Here is a 17,910-nt window from a genome sequence, read left to right as displayed (position 1 = left end):
CCTCATCCCGAGAAGTCGGCGCTGTCTGCAAGCAGGTTCCGCACCTCCACTGGCGCACTCCCCAGCACCGGCTGTTGGCTGGTCGTGGCCTGCGTGGCGTGGTGGCCTTCGAGGGCACCATAGGCTGCGCCAGATGACCATAGGCGCGCGCGGGCGGTGTCGAGGAACGTATGGACGTTCTCGCCCGGTCCCGCCGCGGTGTTGCCAGCATCCGTGTAGAACAGCGCCCGGCCGGCCAGGGCCAGCGCGCTCGCGTCCATAAGAGCGCCCGCCGTGCCGTCCCGGAACAACCCTTCGGGCTGCAGTGGAAAACGCGGGAGCACCGGCAGCCGCGGCGCGAACACCACGCCGGGGGTCAGGATTGCGCCGGTGACGCTCATGGGTGCACCTGCCAGCTTGCGCCGTCTGAGGGCGTCAGGCGGAAGCGGGCGGCGCCGATGCCTCGGATCTCGCCCACATAATCCGCCGCGATCGTGTCAGCGGTGATCCAGATGCCGGGCGCGTGCTCGACCTCGATCACGACGGTTCCGCCATTGGTCTGCACGGTCAGAAGCCGCCCGGTCTGGTCACGCTCGAGGATGCGCTGTTCGGTGTTCGCCATCTGCCTCTCCTTAGGTGCCTGCGCGCTCAGCCAGTTCGAGAACCGCGAGGCCGGTGCCGTCCTCCTGCGGCGCGGTCAGCACGTCATAGCTCGTTCCAGCAAGGCTCAGGATATCGCCGCGCCCGATGCCGCCCGCCTCCGCCGCCGTGCAGGTGAAGCGCGGTTGCCGCGTGTCGAAATCGTATTCACCGAGCTCCGCGTTGTAGTAGGGCGCATCGAAGAGCCCCAGCACCGCGCGGATGCCGCCGCCCTGCAGCGCGACCTCAGCCAGCACAGCAAAATCACCGGGCTGTAGAAAGCTGTCGAGCTGTTCCCAGGACGGCGCGGGCATCAGTCCTGCGCGCCTTCCTCGGCGGCTTCGATGGCGGCGACCAGCTCGGCCTTCTTCATCCGGCCTGCGCCCTCGATGCCGTATTCTGCCGCCAGCTCGACAAGCTCCGCCACGGTGTGGTCGGCCAGCGGCAGATCATCTCCCTCGGTCGCGCTGCTGTCGGAGGCGATGGGGCCGCTCATCCGCAACGGGCCCTCGCCCGAGGCAACCTGCGCCTTTCCCCGTTGCAGCAGGTTCACCGCAAGGCGGCGGTTCGCGGTGACGCGGCTGCCCGCTGCGCGGATCTTACCGTCGATGACGACGGCGGAAGTGATCTCCAGATCGAAGGTTTTCATGCATTTGGCTCCGAATATGAGGATGGAGCGGCAGAACCCGCAGGCCCTGCCGCATCGGGAGGATCAGGGTCAGGCGGTGCTGTCGGCGCCGTAGCAGAAGCTCTCGAGCCGGCGCAGAACGAAGTCGACATCCTGCATCGCCACCACCCGCAGGCGGCCCTTCTTGGAATGGGTGTAGGGATCGACGTTGATCTCCAGCCCGCCCCACATGCCGATCAGCGCATCGGCGAAGTTGCCAAAGAACAGATCCCCCGCGGCAATCTGGTTGGTGACCTCCGAGCGGTAGCCGTTGACCGTGCCGCCCGGCTCCCAGATCAGCCCTTGGTCGGCACCGCCGGTGAACTTGGGCGTGGTCTTGCAATGCCCGCGCATGCCGGAGTTCATCACATAGGCCATGGCGTTTACATCGGCGTTGTCGGCAGCGATGGCACTCTCCATTGCCACGATCTCAGCGTAGCTCGGCATTTGCCCGGTGCCCGCCCCCGCCCCATCGGTGCCGAAGTCCACTGCGTTGATGCCCGCATAATTCTTGATGCCGCGCGGCTGGTTGTCGGAGCCGGTGCCGTAGAAGAAAGCCTTGTCGATGGTCAGACCCAGCGCCGAGGCGAGATCCGCGCGCACGATAGCTTCGACATCGAGGCTCGACTGCATCAGCAGGCGGCGGGTAATCTCGGAATAGGCTGCGACCGTCTTCGGGCTCATCCCGATCTGGTCGAGTTCGAGGTTGTCCTCGGTGGCGTCCTCATCCTCGCCGATCCAGTAACCCGACGCACCAGCTGCTTGCCGCGGCACGGTGATATTGCCGACGAGGCCCCCCATCACCCGGCCCAGCTGCATGGCCACCGTCCGGTTGCGCAGCATCTCCACGAAGCTCTGCGACATCAGCTCATTGTCGACGGAATAACCGCCGGTGTCGCCTGCCGCCGAGCCATCGCTGGCGGTGTTGAGCGCGCGGCGCAGCACATCCGCCGGCACCAGAATGCCCTGCGGATCGCGGCCCGAGCGCTGTGCGGCGGCGGCAGAGGCTTCGAACTCGAACGCGGCGGCTTCCTGCGCGCGGCGGTCTGCGGGATTGGCCAGCGCGCGCAGGGCACGGGTAAAGCTGAAGCTCTCGGCCTCACGCCCGGTCAGACCGATATCGGCGCCCTCGGCCTCTGTCAGCGGCGCGCTGCGGCCCTCGGCCAGATGCGCCAGCAGCGCGGCCTGCATTTCCGCCGCCGTGCGGCCATCGCGGACATGATCACGGGCCAGATCCGGGGCGCCGTATTGATCGCCCATCTCGATGATCGCACGGACCCGGGCGCGTTCGGCTTCCGAGCCGCGCCGCTGCGCGGCGGCGGCATCCTCGCCCGCGCGTTCGATGATCTCGAGGACCTCGACGATATTGCCGTCGTCATCGACCTTGGCCCGGACCAGATTGCCCGATGCGTCACGGGTGATCTTTGTATGCATCCCAGTGTTCCCTTGTTCGTTGAGTGTTGCCCCGGACGGCGATCCCGTCTCCAGGCTGCGGCCGACGCCCACATTGGGGTCGGCAGGCACGCTGACGATCGAGATCTCCAGCGGCTCCCAATCGGTGATCCGCACCAGGTCGCTCTGACCCTTGCGGGTCTCCACCTCGACCCGGTGCACGACGTAGCCGACGCTGACATGGCGCCGGATGCCGTCCTGCACGTCGCGGAAAATCTCGTCGGCGCGCGGCCCCCGCCCGAAGCGCACCACCGCACGATGCGCATCCGTGCCCTCGAGCACCCGGTCGACGACGCCGATCTGATCGTGCCAGTCGTGATTGACCAAAAGCGCCGCGCCGCCCGCCAGCCGTTCGGAGCGCATCGCGCCAGGGCGATGGTCGAGCACCTCCGTGCCAAACCAGCGCTCGACCTCAGTCTCGCTGGAGAAAGCCAGCTCCACCGTTCGCGCTTCGGTGTCGACATTGCGAACCTCGCCCGTCCGTCGCAGCTGCCCCTGGGTGCCGCCGGCATTGATCTGCTCCGCCGTCACCGCACGGGTTAGGCAATGCCCCAGCAGCGCGGCAGCCAGCCCTCCCGCCTGTCGATGATCATCCGCCATAATCGCCCCTTGTGTTCGTCTGCTGGGCCCAACATCGAACATCGGTGACGCTCAGTCCTCTGGCGGTTTGCGGGAACCCGGCGCAGCCCCCTCATCGCCGCCTTCACCCTCGCCCTGCGGGGCGACCTTCATGCCCAAGGCGATCTCGATGAAGCGGTCGTCGATGCCGGCGCCGCGCATTGCAGCGATGTCGCGGCCGATCTCGCGCCATATGGTTTCGGGGTCCTGCCCGCGATCGCGGATGATCTGCGAGGGGCTGGCCAGCAGGTTGTTCTTGCTGGTCACCGCCGCCTTCACATCGGCATTGGGATCGATCCAGTCCCAGCGCCGCGGTTGCCAGACCACTGCGCGATACTTCTCCAGCCGTTCGGCGCGCAGCGGCTTACCATTAACGACAATCCGCCCCTTGAGCAGCGCGCGGCGCAGCCAAGCCTCGAAGATCGGCGCCAGCAGCTGCTCGATCAGGCCTTCTTGCATCTCTTTCCAATGCTCACGCTCATCGAGCGTGCCCTGGCGGATAGAACTGAAGTTCACGCCTTCGAGGTCATTGGCGAGATTGACGTATGTGACGTTCATCCCCGAAGCCATGCCGCGCAGCATGGCCTTGTGGAACATGGCAAACTCGCCCGAGGGATATTGCGGATCATTGGCCACGGCCTCGACCCCTTCTGGCAGCTCCTGCCAGATGCCGGGGCTGACCTCCATTTCCAGATCGCCATCCTCCTCGTCGTGATCTGGGCCGAAGCCTTCCTTCCACTGGAACCAGCCGCCCTTGGCCGCGCTGGCCCGCGCATTGACCAGCGCCGCCTTTTCGAACCCGCCCAGCATCTGCATCCGCCAAAGCGCCGTGGCCATCCAAGGCAGGCCGCGCTTCTGGCCAGTCATCTCCGGCTCAAAACCATGCACGATCTGATCCGCCGGGATCCGCACGAACGCCCGACCTTGGCGCAGATAGGCGTCGTCATCATCCTCGGCGGAAGCAGTGGTGAAGTGGTACGCCACAGGCCGCCCCCAGGCGTTGAACTCGATGCCGTGCCGGATAAAGCCGCCGCCGCGCAGCTTCTTCACGTCGTAATCGACCGGACAGCGCTGCGGATCGAGCACTTGGAGCGCCAGCCCCCAATCGCCCGCCGCCGTGCCGGTCACCAGCCGGATCATATACTCGCCATCGCGCGCCATGCTCACCACCGCCTGTGCCTGGATCGCGCGCAGCGACTGGCGGCCGGTGACGTCGCAATTGCCGGGGCGGCACCACTCTGACCAGGCGGCCTCGATCGCATCGTTTGCCAGCGTGTCGAGCGCACCGCCGGGATCCTTTGCCTGCGCTTGCAACAGCACGCCGCGCGGCCCGACGATGTTCTGGCGGCACATCTTGAGGAACCTGCGGGCATAGTCGTTATTGGCAGCCTGCTCGCGCGAGCGTGCCACCAGCGAGCGCAGGTTGCGGCGCACCACCTCATCGGCGGTCAATGGCTGGGTGCCCCAATTGCCGGTCAGCCGGTCGCTCTTGGCCGCGTCATAGAGCCGGGCCAGCGCCCGTCCGACCCCTGGCATCCGTCGGGGTCGGGATGTCGCCAGCGGCCGGCCTTTGGCAGGTTCGGGAGCCGATGCAGGGACGGATGCGGCAGAGCCGCGACGCCAGCCCAACATCAGACGAACCTCGTATGGATCTTGCGGCCCAGCAGGGACTGCCCCCGCGCGGCCATCGCCTTGCGCTGCGCTTCGCGGGTGTAGCGGTCGCGCAGTTTCAGCAACTCGCCCAACGGCGTGCGCTGCAGCTCGCGGTTGTTAATGCGGTAGCGCTCTTGATCGATGGTGGCCCGGTTCTCGATTACCGCCTCGATCGCGGCCAGCACCCGTGCGACATGATCGCGCCCGTCATGGCCCGCCTCGAGGCTGGCGAGATCGGCGCGGATTTCCAACGTGCCCTCCTCCAGCCCCAGCACATCCGTGCCATCGCTCACCCGCAGGACATACCAGTAGCGACCCGGCACCCAGGCGGTGGTCTGCGCCGCGTCGGCACGCAGCAGATGTGACGCGCCATCGGCCTCGGCGGTCAGGTCGATGGCTCCGGCACCACGCAGGATCAGCGTCAACGTCCAGTCGCCTGCTGGATAGGCGGTCAGCGTGATCGGCCATGCCAGCGTCTCGCCAGCGGTAATCTGCTTCGGGAGGGTTCGGGTCACGGGCTCACCATTCGTTCATCCAGCCACCACCCCGGCGCTTGCGACGCTTGGCGCGCCGGCGGGGCTTGGCGGCATCTTCGCCCATTGCCATCGCAGTTTCCTCTGGCGGCTTGCGGCTCGACCGGCGGCGCAACTTGGGCGCAGGCGCGCGCTCCTCCGACGCGGTGGGAGCGTCCGCCACTGGCGGGGTGTGCGGCGCTGATTGCGGCGCGGCCAGCCCCAGCCGGTCCGCCAGCTTCTTGAGGTTAGGGTTCAGGATCTTCAGCGCCGCCAGCGCATAGACCCGGCAATCGAAGGCCTCGTTGCGCGGTCGGCGCTGATGCCATTCGCGCACCGCATAGCCCTTCAGCATGCGGGTGCGCAGTTGTTCGGCTGTGAGCTGGGCATACCATTCCGGGTCGCGGCTTAGTGGAAAGTGGCAGTGGCCCGGCCCCGGTGCGGTGATGCCCAGACGCCGCATCACCACGACCTTGGCTTCATCTACGCCGACATTGAACAGATCGACGGGGCGCGCGCCGCGCCCGGTGCGCTTGCGGCTGGGTGCGGTGACGATCGGTCGCCCCCAACCGCCCACACCCTTGATCGCGAAAAGCCGCCGGCCCTTCCGCGTGCGCACATACTCATAGGCGGCAGTGGTCATGCCGCCCGTGCCGCCTGTGTCGAGCGCCGCACTGGCAATCGGCAGCTGCGCGCCGGATTGGTGCAGATAGCTGCTATCGAGCAGATCATCGAGATCGGCCCAGACATCGGCGCGCATCGGATCACCCCAGAGCACCTGATAATCGACCGACCAGCTTTCCTCGCCCAGGCCCCAGCCCACCACCTCGACCTCGAGCCGGTCCTCCTGCATGTCGATCCCGGCGGTCAGCAGCACCGCACCTTGCGGCACCGGCGCGGCAAAGGCCTGAGCGCGCTGGATCAGCTCCGCGCTATCGACCTGCTCGCCCTCCTCCTCCCAGGTTTCGGCCAGCGAGACGTTGATGAAGGTCTGCAGATCATTCGCCGCCTTTTTGTCGAGGAAGGATTGCACGATGTCCGACAGCCGCCGAAAGCAACTGTAAAGCTCGCTCAGGTGATAGGAGGCATGCCCCCGGAACGGCCGCGCTGCCTTCCAGCCCGCGCCGAGCCGCTCAGCGTCACGGATCGCGGCGATGCGCTCGCCATCGCTCCAAGCGGTGCCGCAGCCGGGCCCCGCGCAGAGATAGCTCGCGGTTTGCGGCAAATGCGCGCCATTTGCATCCTTCTCCCAGCTGACATGGGCCCAGTCGAGGGTCTGGTGATGGCCGCAATGCGGGCAGACCACATGATAGCGGCGTTGATCGCCCTGCTCGAACGCCCCCTCGATCCAGCTGGCATCCTTGATCGTGGGCGTGCTGATCTCCATGAGCAGACGCTGATCGCCAAAGGTCGCGGCACGCTGGAACAGCAGCCCCACCGGATGACCCTCATGGGTGCGGTCGTAGCCGTCGGTCTCATCGCAGACGATAAACGGCGCCGAACGGCCCCGCATGGTCTTGGGCGATCCCGACCAACTGAACATCATGAAACCGCCGGGATAGCTTTTCATGCGCTGGTTATTGACGCCATCGCGCCCGCGCGGCTTTGCGATCAACTCCTGCAGCGTGTCGTTGGCCTCGACCAGCGGGTTGAACTTGGTCTCGAGCCAGGTGTGCAGATCGCCCTGGCTGGGCTGCATCATGATCTGCGACACCGGGTCGAAGGCCACCCGGAAGGCCTGAGCGCAGAGCGCGGTCTGGGTCTTGCCGACCTGCGCGCCCCACATCAGCGTGATGCGGGTACAGGCGGGGTTCGCGGTCATATCCAGTGGCTCGCGCTGATAGGGCGCGTTGTCGAACCGGATCAGGCCGGGCACCGCATTGCCGATCGGGATTTGAATATTGGCCTCCGCCCAAGCTGACGGCGTCAGATCAGGCGGGGGGCGCAGGAAGGACTGCGCCCGTGCCGCCGCGCCCAGCAGACCAAACACATTGCCGAACTGGCCTACGGATCGGAGCTTGCGATCAAAGACGGTCATTCGTCGTCCTCGGCATCGATGACGAGATCCTCCTCGGCGATCAGCGCATCATCGGCGAGCGCCTCCAGCACCTGGTCGATCTCCTCGCGCAGCACCGCCTTGATCCGGGTCTCGTCGCCCTCGCCCACCAGCCGCCGCCCGGCCCGGCTCGGCACCACATTGCGCAGCCGGGCGCGCACCTCGCCAAAGGCGATCGACATGGCACGCTCGAACTGCGCCACCGGCACGACCTGCCCCTTGGCCCGCGCCAGATCCAGCTCCGCCTGCTCGGTCTCGGCCTGCAGCTTGCGGCGCTTGAGCTCATCGGTGCTGGCGGTGGCGGTGCCGGCCATCTCTTCGCGAATATCCTGATCGCGCCACTCGCGGACATCGGCGGTGTTATATTGCCAGGCCCGGCCCCGGCCGCCCCGCGACACGACCGGGCAGCCGCGCCGCACCCAATCGTCGAGCGTCGGCATGGCAATCCCCAGATGATCGGCCATCTCCGTGCGGTTGAGGGTCTGTCCCCGTCCGATCCTGTTGCTCATCGCCCCTGCCCGCTTGGCTCAGATATAATAAAAAGCCGCGATCCCAGCGCCCACGCAGAAATAAACTCCTGCGCTGCCCTGCTACCCGCAGGCCGCCCGGGCCTGAGAAGGACCCATTACCCGGGGCATGCGGCGGCGAATGTGTCGAGGAAATCCGCCCCCTCGCGCCGCGACTGCGCGGTGTCGGCGCGCGACCAGCTCGGCAGATCGCGGCGGAGCTCGTCGCAGAGTGCGCGCTCAGTCACGGAGCCGCCCGTGCTCGCGCAGCCGCTCATCAGGGCCACGCTTATCGCTCCGACTGTGATCGCGCGCCGCCTGCACCCGACGCCGCAGCGCCTCCGCTCGCTTGTGATCCTCGCGCGCATGGCTCTGCCCTGCCTCCCGTTTGCCCTTGGTGAATGCGACCCATAGCGCCAGCGCCAACGCGGCCACGGTCGTCAGGGCGGCGCTCAGCGCCCGTCCTGCGCGGGTGCCTGCCACCCAAGCCAGCAGTGCGCTCACGCCGGGCTCCGCGTCACGGGCTGGCGGGTAAGGCCGCGTAGGATGACATTGCCCGCGGCAGTCAGCAGCGACAGGCCCAGCCGTGCCGGTGCCTGCCACTCCTGCGGCAGGTAGTCGGCCACGATCATCAACTCGCTGCCGATCCCGACCATGCCAATCGCGACGTTGAACCAGATGGTGCGGCTCAGCCACCAGACCTTAGCGTTCTGATGGGCAGCCATTACGCGGGCCTCCGGAACATCCGTGTCAGGGCGCAACTCCGCGCGGTAGGATCGCCCTTGCCCTGTCCCGCCCGCACCGGTCCCGGCACCAAGGTGTTGACGGTGGTGCTGCGTGTAGCCCGCGCCAGCATCACCGCGCGATCGATCACGCCATTGTCGCGGTGCTGGATGCCGGGCCGCTCCCCCATCACCCGCCGCGTCCAGCCGCGCCCAAAGGTGCCCCAGTGCCGCAGCCGCTTCAAAAACGCCATGCGCCCCTCGCAGAGCGCAATGATGACCTCCTCCACGCCCTGCGCGCTGAGCCGGTTCGCAGCGGCCAGCGTCTGCACCCCCACGACGCCATCGACGGTGACGCCCAGCACGCGCTGCAACTCGCGCGCGGCCCGGCTCACGCCGCTATTCACCGCGAAATCCGCCACGGCGTAATCGAGGCCCGCGGGCAATTCATCGGCACCGACGCGGTCGAGATATTGGAAGGCGATGATCCGCTCTGCCTCGGCCTTGGAGATCCCCCGCACCGGCTCCAGCGGCTCGCCCAAGCGTCGCCGCCAAGCATCAAAGGTGGCTTGCGTAATGCCGCGATCCGTAGCGCCGCCGGGATCGTCCGGATGATCGATGAACCCGCCCTCCGACAATCCAATCCAACGCTGCATCTGCGGATAGTTCGAGCGCATCTCAGCTCTCCTTCTCTACGGGAGCACGGACGGTCAGCACGACCGGTCCGAGCGTGAAATCGAACCGGCCTTCCGGGCAGGCATACGTGCCCACGATCCGCAGCTGCAGCGGACCTTCGGGCGCCAGCGCGGGGATCGTGGTCTCGATGCGGAACAGGCGCCAGCTGTCGGTGGTGGGTATGGCTGCAGGCTTCAGCGGCTCAGCCAGGTGAAAGCCTTGCGCACCGCTCCAGACCCGCCCGGCGTTGCCGGGGCAATCGGCAGCCTTGTTGACCCGCCACGGGATGAGGATGGTCTCACCGGGCGCGACCGCACGATGATAGGAGCCTTCGGCCTGGATCATCGGCCGCTTCGTCACCTGCACGATGGTGTCGGCCGTTATGGCGGTGCTGAAGGCCAGAGCCACCGCGCCCGCCGCGCCCATGGCATTGGCGGCGCTGATCATTGCAGCCCTCCACCCAAGAGGAACTGCCGCAGCACCTGCGACACGACAACGGACACCACGCCCGCGACCCCCAGCCAGAGCCGGTTCTCCTGACGCGTCATCCGATCACCTAGCCGCTCCAGCTCCCGCTGCAGCCCGCTCAGACGCTCCTCAAGCCGCGCTTGCGCAATCTCTGGCTCCGACATCCCAACTCCGTGCTCCCATGGCCTCGCGGCTAAGATGCAGGGAACGGGGCGGTGCTGTCCTCTGGCGGGTTAGGGTTCATATTGCGGGCTTAGGATGAGGGCAGGGCAGGAAGCGGTCGCTTACTGCGGGACGCCCAAATTCCGGTGCGGCTTCTGCGCCAACGCCCCTGCGTTATAGTCCGGGCCCTTGCGCTTGTTTCGACAGGACAGCTCTGTATTCTGCGCGCATATGCAGCACTTAGGGGGGCAAATGCGGATTTTCTTTACGGGTGGCTCCGGCAAGGCCGGGCGCCATGTCATCCCCTACCTGCTTGAACGCGGGCATCGGGTGGTCAACGCTGATCGTGTGCCGCTCGACCTGCCGGGCGTGGACAATTTGCGCATCGAACTGACCGAGAGCGGGCAGGTATTCAACGCCCTGAGCGCACTGGCCGGGCTTGACGAACTCGATCTCGCCTCAGTGCCGCGCTACGACGCTGTCGTGCATTTCGCGGCCTTGCCTCGCATCCTGATCGAGCCTGACAGCGAGACATACCGCGTCAACGTCATGTCGACCTACAACGTGCTCGAGGCGGCGACGAAGCTCGGCATCCCCAAAGTGATCTTCGCCTCGTCCGAGACCACCTACGGGATCTGTTTCGCACAAGGAGAAATGCGCCCGGACTACCTGCCGGTCGACGAAGAGCATCCTACCGTGCCGCATGACAGCTACGCCATGTCCAAGGTCGCCAACGAGGTCACCGCGCGCAACTTCCAAGCGCGCAGCGGCGCGGATATCTACGGGCTGCGGATCAACAATGTCATCGAGCCGCATGAATACGCCCGCGATTTTCCGGCCTATCTCGAAGATCCCGCGCTACGGCGGCGCAATATCTTCGCCTATATCGATGCCCGCGATCTTGGCCAGATGGTCGAGCGGTGCCTGCAGACGGATGGGCTCGGATACCAGGTGTTCAACGTCGCCAATCCGGACCTGTCGGTCGGCATCGACAACGCCGAGGTGCGGCGACGGTTCTACCCGGACGTACCGGTTAAGCGGGAGATGGGCGAGAACGAAACCTTCTACGCCATCGACAAGGCGCGTGAGCTTCTGGGCTTTGTCCCCGAGCATGGCTGGCGGAATGAGGTGCAAGTGTAGCCCGTAGGTGTCGCTGGGGCCGTTTCAATGCGAAGCGGGACATGACGGCAGCTCTTTTTTGCCAACCAAGGAGCACGACAACTGTTTAGCCCGGTATGAAGAGGCTGGGAAGTGGAACTTCGCTGCCAGCAGGAACCAAAAAGTTAGCCTGGCAGATCGCGGTCGTCACTATGGCGCTTCGATGGGCTCCACCCACAAACGAAACCTCGACGCGCTACCTTTTGAGCAAGGGGTAGTGCAAGCACCAACGACGCAGAACGCGCTTGGCCCACCTCCTACCTCGACACGCCTGAGAGATCGAACGTCTCGCTAGGTCATTAGCTCTACCATGCGATAGTAAACTCGTGGCTGAAACGTCCTCTCATCGCACCTGCTTCTCAGTTCCACGGTCGCGATCATTTCTTCGTGTTTACGTAATCGGGAGCAGACCATGTGGAAGTTCCTATGGCCAAATCACTGTGTAAATGCCACGTTGAGTGAAACGCATTGACAGAAACATAAGTAGAACATAGATGGCAGGAGCATCAGGACGCACGGCCAGAGGCATGAGAGCCGTAAAACTCATGGCTGCCTTTACCAGCGGAGGAGTACTGGTTTTTCTATTGATCTCGTTGGGCGTCGTCGACCGTGTCGATGGGATCCCCGGGACTCAAGAGGAGCCTGTATTTTCGCTACCCACCTACCTGAGCTTCGTCTCTGTCATGCTGACAGCTGTCACCGTTGTCCTAGCTGCCGTTGCTATCGGGGTCGGCGTGGTCGCTGCATACACCTTCCAGCAGTTGGAACGTAGGGCTGAGAACCGAGTTGAAGAGTTAGTCAAGGTCCGGCTGTCGGATGAAGTGATCAAGCGCCGCGTTGCAGAAATCGCCTTCGCCACAGGGAACGGTGAGCTTGAGGGCAAGGACTACGAAGATGAATAATAGGAGCAGGAGTGAGAAATGACTTCACGTGAACTGCGTTCTCTCAAAGGCGATGAGAAGGAGACGCTTGTCGCGCACTTGTCGAGCTATCCCGTCAAGTTAGGGAAAATAGCGAAGGATCTGGGTGTCGCGATTAAGGTCTCGAGCATGAAGACCGGAATCTCCGGCCAAATCACAAAGGAAGATGACGGTTACGTGATCCGCGTCAACCGCCATGAGGCCCGTGAGCGACAACGTTTTACAATCGCCCATGAACTTTCCCATTATTTGTTACATCGGCATATTATCGACAGTTCCGAGGAAGGGATTCGGGACAACGTCCTGTACCGATCCGGCGCGCCCGAGAGGATTGAATATGAGGCAAACCGATTGGCTGCAGACATCGTAATGCCGTTGGACCTCGTAGAGAAGGTTTTGCAGGAAGAATTCCGAGGTGAGGTTACAGAGCGAACAATTGAAGCTCTGGCTGCGCGCTTCGGGGTTTCCAAAGCTGCAATGGAGGTTAGGCTGTCAACATACGCATCAGCGTGAGTGAGTTGGAATGGCCCTAAAGAATAAGAACTACGTGCCGACGCTGGCGATCCGCGCGAGCGAAATGAACGGCCTCGAGTTTCTGCCTGGTGCGACGAAGGACAGGATGACGCCGTGCATCCTCCTTGCTCCATGGGCCAATTCCAGCACGTTGGAACGAGCTATTGACCGTGTCAGGCGCGCTTTCCCAAACCGACAATACATCCTCGATTTGGATCGCGATTACCAGTTCACCAACCCAGAAAGTGGCCCTCAGCAAGAGATGATGCGTTTGCTTGATCCTACTGATGCCTACTCAAACTGGGTGGAATTCGTGAGCGAACATGAGGAGTTGATCCCTTGTATTCAGTCTCGGGATCAATCTGAGGCGGAGATAAGGCAGCAAATCATGGCATTCCAAGGACTGGGACGCCAATACTGTATGCGGATTGTCCGGGACCGTTTCCCTAATAATTTCGACGAGATCGTTGCAGCCTTTGCGGCTGGCGGGACCGCTGACTTCTTCGTCATTTTGGAAGGCGGGTGGACCCTTGATCCGCTCACGCTTTCTGCTTGGTTTGATGGCCTCATCGCGGGTGGACTAATGGCTATCGAGGCATCTGTCCCAGTCGTTGTTTCCTGCACGTCGATGCCAAAGCTGTTCTCGAACTACTCTGGTGCAACAGAAGTTCCGTTCCATAATCGACGACTTGTGGACCAACTGCGCCGGCAGACAAACCGAACCTCTGTAGTTTACGGGGATTGGGGTAGCACTCGGCCCCGTGAGCCAGGGGGCTTTGCGAACCGGCCGCTTGACCGCATCGACTATCCGACCGAAAATTCTTGGATCATCGTTCGAAACAAGGATGAAAAGTGGGATTTTGAAGATGCCGCCGAAGAGCTGGTAAAGCGTAGTGGTGTTTGGGATGGTTCTCTAAATGTCTGGGGAGAAGAGATGATTTATCAGACGACGATCAACGAGGAGATCGGGATCGATACTCCGCAGAAAAACGTCGCAGCACGAGTGAACATCCATCTTCACAGGCAGGCATTCTACGGCCAGCAGGGGTTGAGTGGCATGGACTTCGAGGAAGATTGGGAAGACTGATCCGCTTTGGCTGTGCTGCACTGCGCATTGAATGCGCCTAGCCACGGACGCCGCGCTGCACCAGGTTTTAATCGGCGCGAACGTCGGTTGTAAGCCGGTAGCTATACAGATTGGACATAAGGTCCAACGCTGCAATTCTCTGGACGGCTGCCGTTCCAGAAATCAATCAGTTTGCTTCTGTTTTCTTGGAAATAGCACGCGACCTGTTTCTCAAGTTTACGTGTGTCGCCGCTGGACTTAAGTTTTCGTCCGTCGCTCAAAGCGAATGACGCTCGACAGTCCGCTGTGGTGACATGAAAATGGGGTGGCGGGTGTTCATTTGCAAATATCTCGAACTTTAGTCCTCGCACCTTATCAACGAGGGCTTTCTCGGCATATAGAGAAAAACTTCCGTCGGCCCGCCGTTCTGGGGTGATCCCCCGTTCTATGATCATCCTGAGATCCCGAACCAACTCGTCAGGAACATTCAGCGAAACAAGACTCAATCTACTGGACCCCGCCTATTCAGTTTGCACCACAGTAACACTTGAATGTCCGCAACGCGACCATTGTGACGCAGAACAGGCATATAATGCGAATGTCCGCAGAGGGCCGTTCGCTCCTGCGGGAGCCATCAGCGTCGCCTCGGAGCGTCAGCTTCTATTAGGCCCGATCCCCCGCCTGAGCCGAGCCCGGCCACCTGCCCCTCAACCCAAACAACCGCGCCGAAGGGATCCTGTGCCAAGGCCAAGCGCCGCGCCTCCTGCTCGCTGTCAGCTTCGATCTCAACGCGACGCGCTGGATAGTCGAAGGGCCAAGCGGTGTTTTCCATGACGACGATGAAGACCCCTGTCACCGTCGCACCGCGATGTCCTGCACCCGACCGACCGACAGCCCCACCGCCTGGGCGATCTCATCGATTTGCATCCCCGCGCGACGCATGCGCCGGATCTCGGCGTCTCGGAAGCGCTTTACCATGAAGCGGCAGTTCGAGGTGTGCAGGATCTCCCCGCCAAAGTGGCTGGTGAGCTTTGCAGCATCGTGCCAGCCCAGCAGGGCCACCAGCCAGTGATCTGGGCGGGTCACCTTCGGCACATAGAAACACACGCGCCAGCTGCGCCGGCCCGTAGGCGGGATACGCCCGATCAGGTAGAGCGCACGGCTGCGACCGATCACCTCCGCGATCTGCGCTACGCTGGGCGGCAGGGTGGTCACAGGCTCCGGCAGGGTGTCGCGCATGACGGTCATACTTCGACCACCTCCAGCCCCTGCGCCGCGGCCACAGCGCGCCGCACCTCATAGTCCCGGGTCGGCATGCCCTTGGCGTCCTCATAGACGGTCTGACCCGTTGCGTGATCGAGATAGGCAAAATCGACGGTGAGCCGCATCGCCCGGCCCGTGCGGGTCTTGAGCGGCCCGTCCCTGCCCTCCAGCAGTAAAGCCACCTGACGCCGCAGTTCCGAGATCTGCCCGCCTCGCTCGAGCAGTCTCAGCTGCGCCCAGCGCGCCGCCTCATGTTTACTGTCGAAGCGGATCCCGTCGACGGTGGTCGCCTCTGCGCCGTACTTCTGTGCCCGCGGCGGTTTCGCATCTACAAGCGCCCGGTAATCACCCGCGCTGATCTTCTCGCTCATGCGATCCCCAGCGCCTCTTTGTACATCTCCAGCACCGCCTCTTCCTCGGCGATGTCGTCGGGCTCGCGCTTGCGCAGACTGATGACCTTCCGCAGCACCTTGGTGTCGTAGCCCCGCCCCTTGGCCTCGGCCATCACCTCCTTCTGCTGGTCGGCGATGTCTTTCCGCTCGGCTTCCAGCTTCTCCCAGCGCTCAACGAATTGGCGCAACTCAGTGGCGGTCGCGCGATAGGCCGTGTCACGGACTTCGGCGTCAGCGGACGTCTCTTTCATGGGCAGGGCAGTCATGGGGTCTCCAGTGCGTCGAGGGGATAAATGTCGAAGCAGGCGCGAGCGGCGTTCATGCAAGCGCCCCTTGGCGCAGTTCAGTGATGCCCACCCGCATGGCGCGCAGATCACTGCTCACGGTGGCGGGCTTCACGCCCAGCGCCTTGGCGGTCTCCGCTGCGGTCATGCCACCGGCAATCAGGCGCCGGACCTGCGCACGGCGCTGGGCGATCTGCGCGACGGTCAGTGTCGTGGTGCTTGGCGGAGCTGCAGGGCATTTCAGCCCGTTCTTCTTGAGGATCTTGCGGACCGTGTCAGGATGACGTCCAACCTCTGTCGCTATCCGGGTCAGGCACTTCTTCCCATCGAAGGCCGTGAGCACCTGGCGCACGAGCTCTTCATCGGGGCCGCTTTGACCGTTTGCCGGCTCTGGTAGCTCAAGGCCAAGGAGGCGCGCATCCCGTTTCAGCAGGTCGGCGCTGATCCTCAGCGTCTTGCGCATCTCCTCCCGGCTCGCGCCCGCTTCGACCATCTCCCGCAGCTTCGCCCGCCTCTCCCGCACCTCTGGGTTTTCGAGGGCCTGACGTCTTTGCGCATCGGCAGGGTTGTCATAGATCAGCACATTGCGGTGGGGGCACCAGACCAGCGGCGGATATCCGGTGGTGCCGGGCGCGACTTGGGTGACCTTACCCTTGGCCACAGCGGCATCGATGAGGGCGCGCTCCTCAGGGGTGAGCTCAGCCATGCGCGCGCCCTCCGCCGGCTTTAAGCTGCTGCCCAGCCCAGCGCAGGGCGGCCGTGACATTCATGGCCCAGGCATCGCCGGCGACACGAGAGGCCAACTGGCCCAACGCGAGGTCGATCTCCTCGAGGCTGTGGAACTGCGGGAAGCGCAGCCGCGCCCGGGGCCAGCTGCCCGAGAGGACGCAGGACCCGGCCTCGTGGTCGACCCGCACCAACACCGTCCCAAACCGGCGCTCGCTGAACCGGACCTCTGCGCCCTGCCCCGCGCTCACAGCGAGATCCCCGCGCCGCGGCATTGCTCGGCGGTGACCAACCCTTGGGCGATCAGATCGCGCGCATAGCTGGCCGAGACATCCCGCACCGCCCATTCCCGCCCAGCGCGGATGTTCTTGGCCCGCAGCTCGGCGACGGCACTGGGATCCGCGCACTGGTCGGCGGGGATGCGATGGCGCTCCCAGCGTTTCTGCTCCAGCCAGTTTTCCGAATAGGCGATGAAGCGCTGGGCGTTGCCCTTCTGCTCGATGGCATAGGCCTTAGCCGCGGCGATGATCTGGTCAGGGTCCGCCCCTGCCCCCAGTGCCGCCCGTAGCGCGTCCTCGGTCCGGTCCCGGTCTCCGTGCCGGGGGTAGACCTTCAGGAACGTCCCAAGCGTTTTTTCAAAATTCCGGTCCTGTGCGCCATCGGCGCAAGGTTCCTTTACAGGTTCCTTTACCGGTTCTTCCTTTATGGTAACTCCACCACGGTGGAGATGGCTCTGCTGCGAAAGTGGAGATGGCTCCCCCTCAAAAGTGGAGATGGCTCCATCTCCACTCAGTGGAGTTGGCTCTTGTGCCCGGTCGATCTCGAACCCCAACAGGTAGTGTGTCGCGAGACGCTGTTTGAGCACCGCATCGTGCTTGCGCTCGCGCCGGATCAGACGCTTCTCCTCGAGTGCGGCCAGCGCTTTGTTGAGCCCGCCATTCGACATGCCGGTGACGTCGCGCAGATACTTTTGCGACGGAAAACACCCCATGCTCGGGTTGTGGCAATCACACAGGTGAAAGAGGATCCGAAACTCGCCATGGGTCAGAGTCTCGGGCGCGATATCGGCGATCCATTTGGTGGCTTTATGGCTCATGAGATGGCTCCATCTCCACTTAGTGGAGTTGGCTCTTGTGTGGGGTCGATCTCGAACCCCAAAAGGTAGCGTGTCGCGAGGCGCTGTTTGAGCACCGCGTCGTGCTTGCGCTCCCGCCGGATCAGGCGCTTTTCCTCGAGCGCGGCCAGCGCTTTGTTCAGGCCCCCATTGGACATGCCGGTGACGTCGCGCAGATACTTCTGCGATGGGAAACACCCCATGCTCGGGTTATGGAAATCGCACAGATGAAACAGGATCTGAAACTCACCATGGGTCAGAGTTTCGGGCGCGATATCAGTGATCCATTTGGTGGCTGTGTGGCTCATGCGCGCCCCCTGGGGGCAGCAACCGCACGAACTACGGGCTGACGAAGCGTAACTTTC

26 protein-coding genes are annotated in these 17,910 nt (G+C 63.9%); 4 read left to right on the top strand and 22 right to left on the bottom strand.

Annotated features, from left to right (window positions below; genetic code table 11):
• Positions 1 to 2 precede the first annotated feature (2 nt).
• The 14 genes from CBW24_RS07990 to CBW24_RS07925 all read right to left on the bottom strand — a co-directional run bounded on the left by CBW24_RS07990 (position 3) and on the right by CBW24_RS07925 (position 10,111).
• On the bottom strand, positions 3 to 380 hold the full coding sequence (locus CBW24_RS07990) for a hypothetical protein (protein ID WP_097373248.1): 378 nt from the start codon (positions 378 to 380) through the stop codon (positions 3 to 5).
• Positions 377 to 601 carry a hypothetical protein gene (locus tag CBW24_RS07985; RefSeq protein ID WP_097373247.1) on the bottom strand — a complete coding sequence of 75 codons (225 nt, stop codon included), beginning with the start codon at positions 599 to 601 and terminating at the stop codon, positions 377 to 379. Before CBW24_RS07985 ends, CBW24_RS07990 begins: the two co-directional genes overlap by 4 nt.
• 10 nt (positions 602 to 611) lie before the next feature.
• Positions 612 to 932 carry a head-tail joining protein gene (locus CBW24_RS07980; RefSeq protein ID WP_097373246.1) on the bottom strand — a complete coding sequence of 107 codons (321 nt, stop codon included), beginning with the start codon at positions 930 to 932 and terminating at the stop codon, positions 612 to 614.
• Positions 932 to 1,267 (bottom strand): Rho termination factor N-terminal domain-containing protein, encoded by a 336-nt coding sequence (locus tag CBW24_RS07975; protein WP_097373245.1) that lies wholly within the window; start codon positions 1,265 to 1,267, stop codon positions 932 to 934. Before CBW24_RS07975 ends, CBW24_RS07980 begins: the two co-directional genes overlap by 1 nt.
• 69 nt (positions 1,268 to 1,336) lie before the next feature.
• Positions 1,337 to 3,337 carry a phage major capsid protein gene (locus CBW24_RS07970; RefSeq protein WP_097373244.1) on the bottom strand — a complete coding sequence of 667 codons (2,001 nt, stop codon included), beginning with the start codon at positions 3,335 to 3,337 and terminating at the stop codon, positions 1,337 to 1,339.
• Positions 3,338 to 3,388: 51 nt separating this feature from the next.
• Complete coding sequence (locus CBW24_RS07965) at positions 3,389 to 4,891, bottom strand: phage portal protein (RefSeq protein ID WP_157773134.1); 1,503 nt, start codon at positions 4,889 to 4,891, stop codon at positions 3,389 to 3,391.
• Positions 4,892 to 4,986: 95 nt separating this feature from the next.
• The gene (locus tag CBW24_RS07960; protein WP_097373242.1) at positions 4,987 to 5,523 is read right to left on the bottom strand and encodes a hypothetical protein; all 537 of its coding nucleotides are present in this window, start codon (positions 5,521 to 5,523) and stop codon (positions 4,987 to 4,989) included.
• Positions 5,524 to 5,527: 4 nt separating this feature from the next.
• Entirely contained in the window at positions 5,528 to 7,558 is a 2,031-nt protein-coding gene (locus CBW24_RS07955) for a phage terminase large subunit family protein (RefSeq protein WP_097373241.1), read from the bottom strand.
• Positions 7,555 to 8,085 (bottom strand): DUF1441 family protein, encoded by a 531-nt coding sequence (locus CBW24_RS07950; protein WP_097373240.1) that lies wholly within the window; start codon positions 8,083 to 8,085, stop codon positions 7,555 to 7,557. The genes CBW24_RS07955 and CBW24_RS07950 overlap by 4 nt, the downstream gene beginning before the upstream one ends.
• A gap of 237 nt (positions 8,086 to 8,322) precedes the next feature.
• The gene (locus tag CBW24_RS07945; RefSeq protein ID WP_088664034.1) at positions 8,323 to 8,586 is read right to left on the bottom strand and encodes a hypothetical protein; all 264 of its coding nucleotides are present in this window, start codon (positions 8,584 to 8,586) and stop codon (positions 8,323 to 8,325) included.
• Positions 8,583 to 8,807, bottom strand: a complete 225-nt coding sequence (locus CBW24_RS07940) for a hypothetical protein (RefSeq protein WP_097373239.1) — start codon at positions 8,805 to 8,807, stop codon at positions 8,583 to 8,585. Before CBW24_RS07940 ends, CBW24_RS07945 begins: the two co-directional genes overlap by 4 nt.
• Positions 8,807 to 9,481 (bottom strand): glycoside hydrolase family 108 protein, encoded by a 675-nt coding sequence (locus CBW24_RS07935; RefSeq protein WP_097373238.1) that lies wholly within the window; start codon positions 9,479 to 9,481, stop codon positions 8,807 to 8,809. Before CBW24_RS07935 ends, CBW24_RS07940 begins: the two co-directional genes overlap by 1 nt.
• A 1-nt stretch (position 9,482) precedes the next feature.
• The gene (locus CBW24_RS07930; RefSeq protein ID WP_097373237.1) at positions 9,483 to 9,926 is read right to left on the bottom strand and encodes a hypothetical protein; all 444 of its coding nucleotides are present in this window, start codon (positions 9,924 to 9,926) and stop codon (positions 9,483 to 9,485) included.
• Positions 9,923 to 10,111, bottom strand: coding sequence for a hypothetical protein (locus tag CBW24_RS07925; protein ID WP_088664030.1), 189 nt, complete (start codon positions 10,109 to 10,111; stop codon positions 9,923 to 9,925). The genes CBW24_RS07930 and CBW24_RS07925 overlap by 4 nt, the downstream gene beginning before the upstream one ends.
• A gap of 250 nt (positions 10,112 to 10,361) precedes the next feature.
• Between CBW24_RS07925 and CBW24_RS07920 the strand changes: the two genes are divergently transcribed.
• From CBW24_RS07920 to CBW24_RS07905, 4 genes are all read left to right on the top strand, one after another.
• A complete protein-coding gene (locus CBW24_RS07920; protein WP_097374169.1) occupies positions 10,362 to 11,249 on the top strand; it encodes an NAD-dependent epimerase/dehydratase family protein in 888 nt (295 codons plus the stop codon).
• A gap of 563 nt (positions 11,250 to 11,812) precedes the next feature.
• Positions 11,813 to 12,169 carry a hypothetical protein gene (locus CBW24_RS07915; RefSeq protein ID WP_157773132.1) on the top strand — a complete coding sequence of 119 codons (357 nt, stop codon included), beginning with the start codon at positions 11,813 to 11,815 and terminating at the stop codon, positions 12,167 to 12,169.
• An 18-nt stretch (positions 12,170 to 12,187) separates the two neighbouring features.
• Positions 12,188 to 12,700, top strand: coding sequence for an ImmA/IrrE family metallo-endopeptidase (locus CBW24_RS07910; protein ID WP_097373235.1), 513 nt, complete (start codon positions 12,188 to 12,190; stop codon positions 12,698 to 12,700).
• A 10-nt stretch (positions 12,701 to 12,710) separates the two neighbouring features.
• Complete coding sequence (locus CBW24_RS07905; RefSeq protein ID WP_097373234.1) at positions 12,711 to 13,787, top strand: beta family protein; 1,077 nt, start codon at positions 12,711 to 12,713, stop codon at positions 13,785 to 13,787.
• Positions 13,788 to 13,888: 101 nt separating this feature from the next.
• Here the strand turns inward: CBW24_RS07905 and CBW24_RS18815 are convergent, their stop codons facing one another.
• From CBW24_RS18815 to CBW24_RS07860, 8 genes are all read right to left on the bottom strand, one after another.
• Positions 13,889 to 14,221, bottom strand: coding sequence for a DUF4160 domain-containing protein (locus CBW24_RS18815; RefSeq protein ID WP_097373233.1), 333 nt, complete (start codon positions 14,219 to 14,221; stop codon positions 13,889 to 13,891).
• Positions 14,222 to 14,618: 397 nt separating this feature from the next.
• Complete coding sequence (locus tag CBW24_RS07890) at positions 14,619 to 15,014, bottom strand: helix-turn-helix domain-containing protein (RefSeq protein ID WP_088664025.1); 396 nt, start codon at positions 15,012 to 15,014, stop codon at positions 14,619 to 14,621.
• Positions 15,011 to 15,400, bottom strand: coding sequence for a DUF1064 domain-containing protein (locus CBW24_RS07885; RefSeq protein WP_097373231.1), 390 nt, complete (start codon positions 15,398 to 15,400; stop codon positions 15,011 to 15,013). The genes CBW24_RS07890 and CBW24_RS07885 overlap by 4 nt, the downstream gene beginning before the upstream one ends.
• Positions 15,397 to 15,672 (bottom strand): DUF2312 domain-containing protein, encoded by a 276-nt coding sequence (locus CBW24_RS07880; protein WP_097374168.1) that lies wholly within the window; start codon positions 15,670 to 15,672, stop codon positions 15,397 to 15,399. Before CBW24_RS07880 ends, CBW24_RS07885 begins: the two co-directional genes overlap by 4 nt.
• Before the next feature lie 67 nt (positions 15,673 to 15,739).
• A complete protein-coding gene (locus CBW24_RS07875) occupies positions 15,740 to 16,411 on the bottom strand; it encodes a hypothetical protein (RefSeq protein WP_097373230.1) in 672 nt (223 codons plus the stop codon).
• The gene (locus CBW24_RS07870; RefSeq protein WP_157773130.1) at positions 16,404 to 16,682 is read right to left on the bottom strand and encodes a hypothetical protein; all 279 of its coding nucleotides are present in this window, start codon (positions 16,680 to 16,682) and stop codon (positions 16,404 to 16,406) included. Before CBW24_RS07870 ends, CBW24_RS07875 begins: the two co-directional genes overlap by 8 nt.
• Positions 16,679 to 17,527, bottom strand: coding sequence for a helix-turn-helix domain-containing protein (locus CBW24_RS07865; protein WP_097373228.1), 849 nt, complete (start codon positions 17,525 to 17,527; stop codon positions 16,679 to 16,681). Before CBW24_RS07865 ends, CBW24_RS07870 begins: the two co-directional genes overlap by 4 nt.
• Positions 17,524 to 17,853 (bottom strand): helix-turn-helix domain-containing protein, encoded by a 330-nt coding sequence (locus CBW24_RS07860; protein WP_097373227.1) that lies wholly within the window; start codon positions 17,851 to 17,853, stop codon positions 17,524 to 17,526. The genes CBW24_RS07865 and CBW24_RS07860 overlap by 4 nt, the downstream gene beginning before the upstream one ends.
• Between the last annotated feature and the right edge of the window lie 57 nt (positions 17,854 to 17,910).

This window comes from Pacificitalea manganoxidans (assembly GCF_002504165.1).
Classification (GTDB): domain Bacteria; phylum Pseudomonadota; class Alphaproteobacteria; order Rhodobacterales; family Rhodobacteraceae; genus Pacificitalea; species Pacificitalea manganoxidans.
The sequence above is the reverse complement of the archived record's forward strand: the minus strand, read 5'-3'. Positions and strand labels throughout refer to the sequence as shown.

Excerpts from the sequence above, each read along its gene's own strand:
- CBW24_RS07990 (WP_097373248.1), bottom strand. The coding sequence starts at position 380 with ATGAGCGTCACCGGCGCAATCCTGACCCCCGGCGTGGTGTTCGCGCCG.
- CBW24_RS07985 (WP_097373247.1), bottom strand. The coding sequence starts at position 601 with ATGGCGAACACCGAACAGCGCATCCTCGAGCGTGACCAGACCGGGCGG.
- CBW24_RS07980 (WP_097373246.1), bottom strand. The coding sequence starts at position 932 with ATGCCCGCGCCGTCCTGGGAACAGCTCGACAGCTTTCTACAGCCCGGT.
- CBW24_RS07975 (WP_097373245.1), bottom strand. The coding sequence starts at position 1,267 with ATGAAAACCTTCGATCTGGAGATCACTTCCGCCGTCGTCATCGACGGT.
- CBW24_RS07970 (WP_097373244.1), bottom strand. The coding sequence starts at position 3,337 with ATGGCGGATGATCATCGACAGGCGGGAGGGCTGGCTGCCGCGCTGCTG.
- CBW24_RS07965 (WP_157773134.1), bottom strand. The coding sequence starts at position 4,891 with ATGCCAGGGGTCGGACGGGCGCTGGCCCGGCTCTATGACGCGGCCAAG.
- CBW24_RS07955 (WP_097373241.1), bottom strand. The coding sequence starts at position 7,558 with ATGACCGTCTTTGATCGCAAGCTCCGATCCGTAGGCCAGTTCGGCAAT.
- CBW24_RS07950 (WP_097373240.1), bottom strand. The coding sequence starts at position 8,085 with ATGAGCAACAGGATCGGACGGGGACAGACCCTCAACCGCACGGAGATG.
- CBW24_RS07940 (WP_097373239.1), bottom strand. The coding sequence starts at position 8,807 with ATGGCTGCCCATCAGAACGCTAAGGTCTGGTGGCTGAGCCGCACCATC.
- CBW24_RS07935 (WP_097373238.1), bottom strand. The coding sequence starts at position 9,481 with ATGCGCTCGAACTATCCGCAGATGCAGCGTTGGATTGGATTGTCGGAG.
- CBW24_RS07930 (WP_097373237.1), bottom strand. The coding sequence starts at position 9,926 with ATGATCAGCGCCGCCAATGCCATGGGCGCGGCGGGCGCGGTGGCTCTG.
- CBW24_RS07925 (WP_088664030.1), bottom strand. The coding sequence starts at position 10,111 with ATGTCGGAGCCAGAGATTGCGCAAGCGCGGCTTGAGGAGCGTCTGAGC.
- CBW24_RS07920 (WP_097374169.1), top strand. The coding sequence starts at position 10,362 with ATGCGGATTTTCTTTACGGGTGGCTCCGGCAAGGCCGGGCGCCATGTC.
- CBW24_RS07915 (WP_157773132.1), top strand. The coding sequence starts at position 11,813 with ATGGCTGCCTTTACCAGCGGAGGAGTACTGGTTTTTCTATTGATCTCG.
- CBW24_RS07910 (WP_097373235.1), top strand. The coding sequence starts at position 12,188 with ATGACTTCACGTGAACTGCGTTCTCTCAAAGGCGATGAGAAGGAGACG.
- CBW24_RS07905 (WP_097373234.1), top strand. The coding sequence starts at position 12,711 with ATGGCCCTAAAGAATAAGAACTACGTGCCGACGCTGGCGATCCGCGCG.
- CBW24_RS18815 (WP_097373233.1), bottom strand. The coding sequence starts at position 14,221 with ATGATCATAGAACGGGGGATCACCCCAGAACGGCGGGCCGACGGAAGT.
- CBW24_RS07890 (WP_088664025.1), bottom strand. The coding sequence starts at position 15,014 with ATGACCGTCATGCGCGACACCCTGCCGGAGCCTGTGACCACCCTGCCG.
- CBW24_RS07885 (WP_097373231.1), bottom strand. The coding sequence starts at position 15,400 with ATGAGCGAGAAGATCAGCGCGGGTGATTACCGGGCGCTTGTAGATGCG.
- CBW24_RS07880 (WP_097374168.1), bottom strand. The coding sequence starts at position 15,672 with ATGAAAGAGACGTCCGCTGACGCCGAAGTCCGTGACACGGCCTATCGC.
- CBW24_RS07875 (WP_097373230.1), bottom strand. The coding sequence starts at position 16,411 with ATGGCTGAGCTCACCCCTGAGGAGCGCGCCCTCATCGATGCCGCTGTG.
- CBW24_RS07865 (WP_097373228.1), bottom strand. The coding sequence starts at position 17,527 with ATGAGCCATAAAGCCACCAAATGGATCGCCGATATCGCGCCCGAGACT.
- CBW24_RS07860 (WP_097373227.1), bottom strand. The coding sequence starts at position 17,853 with ATGAGCCACACAGCCACCAAATGGATCACTGATATCGCGCCCGAAACT.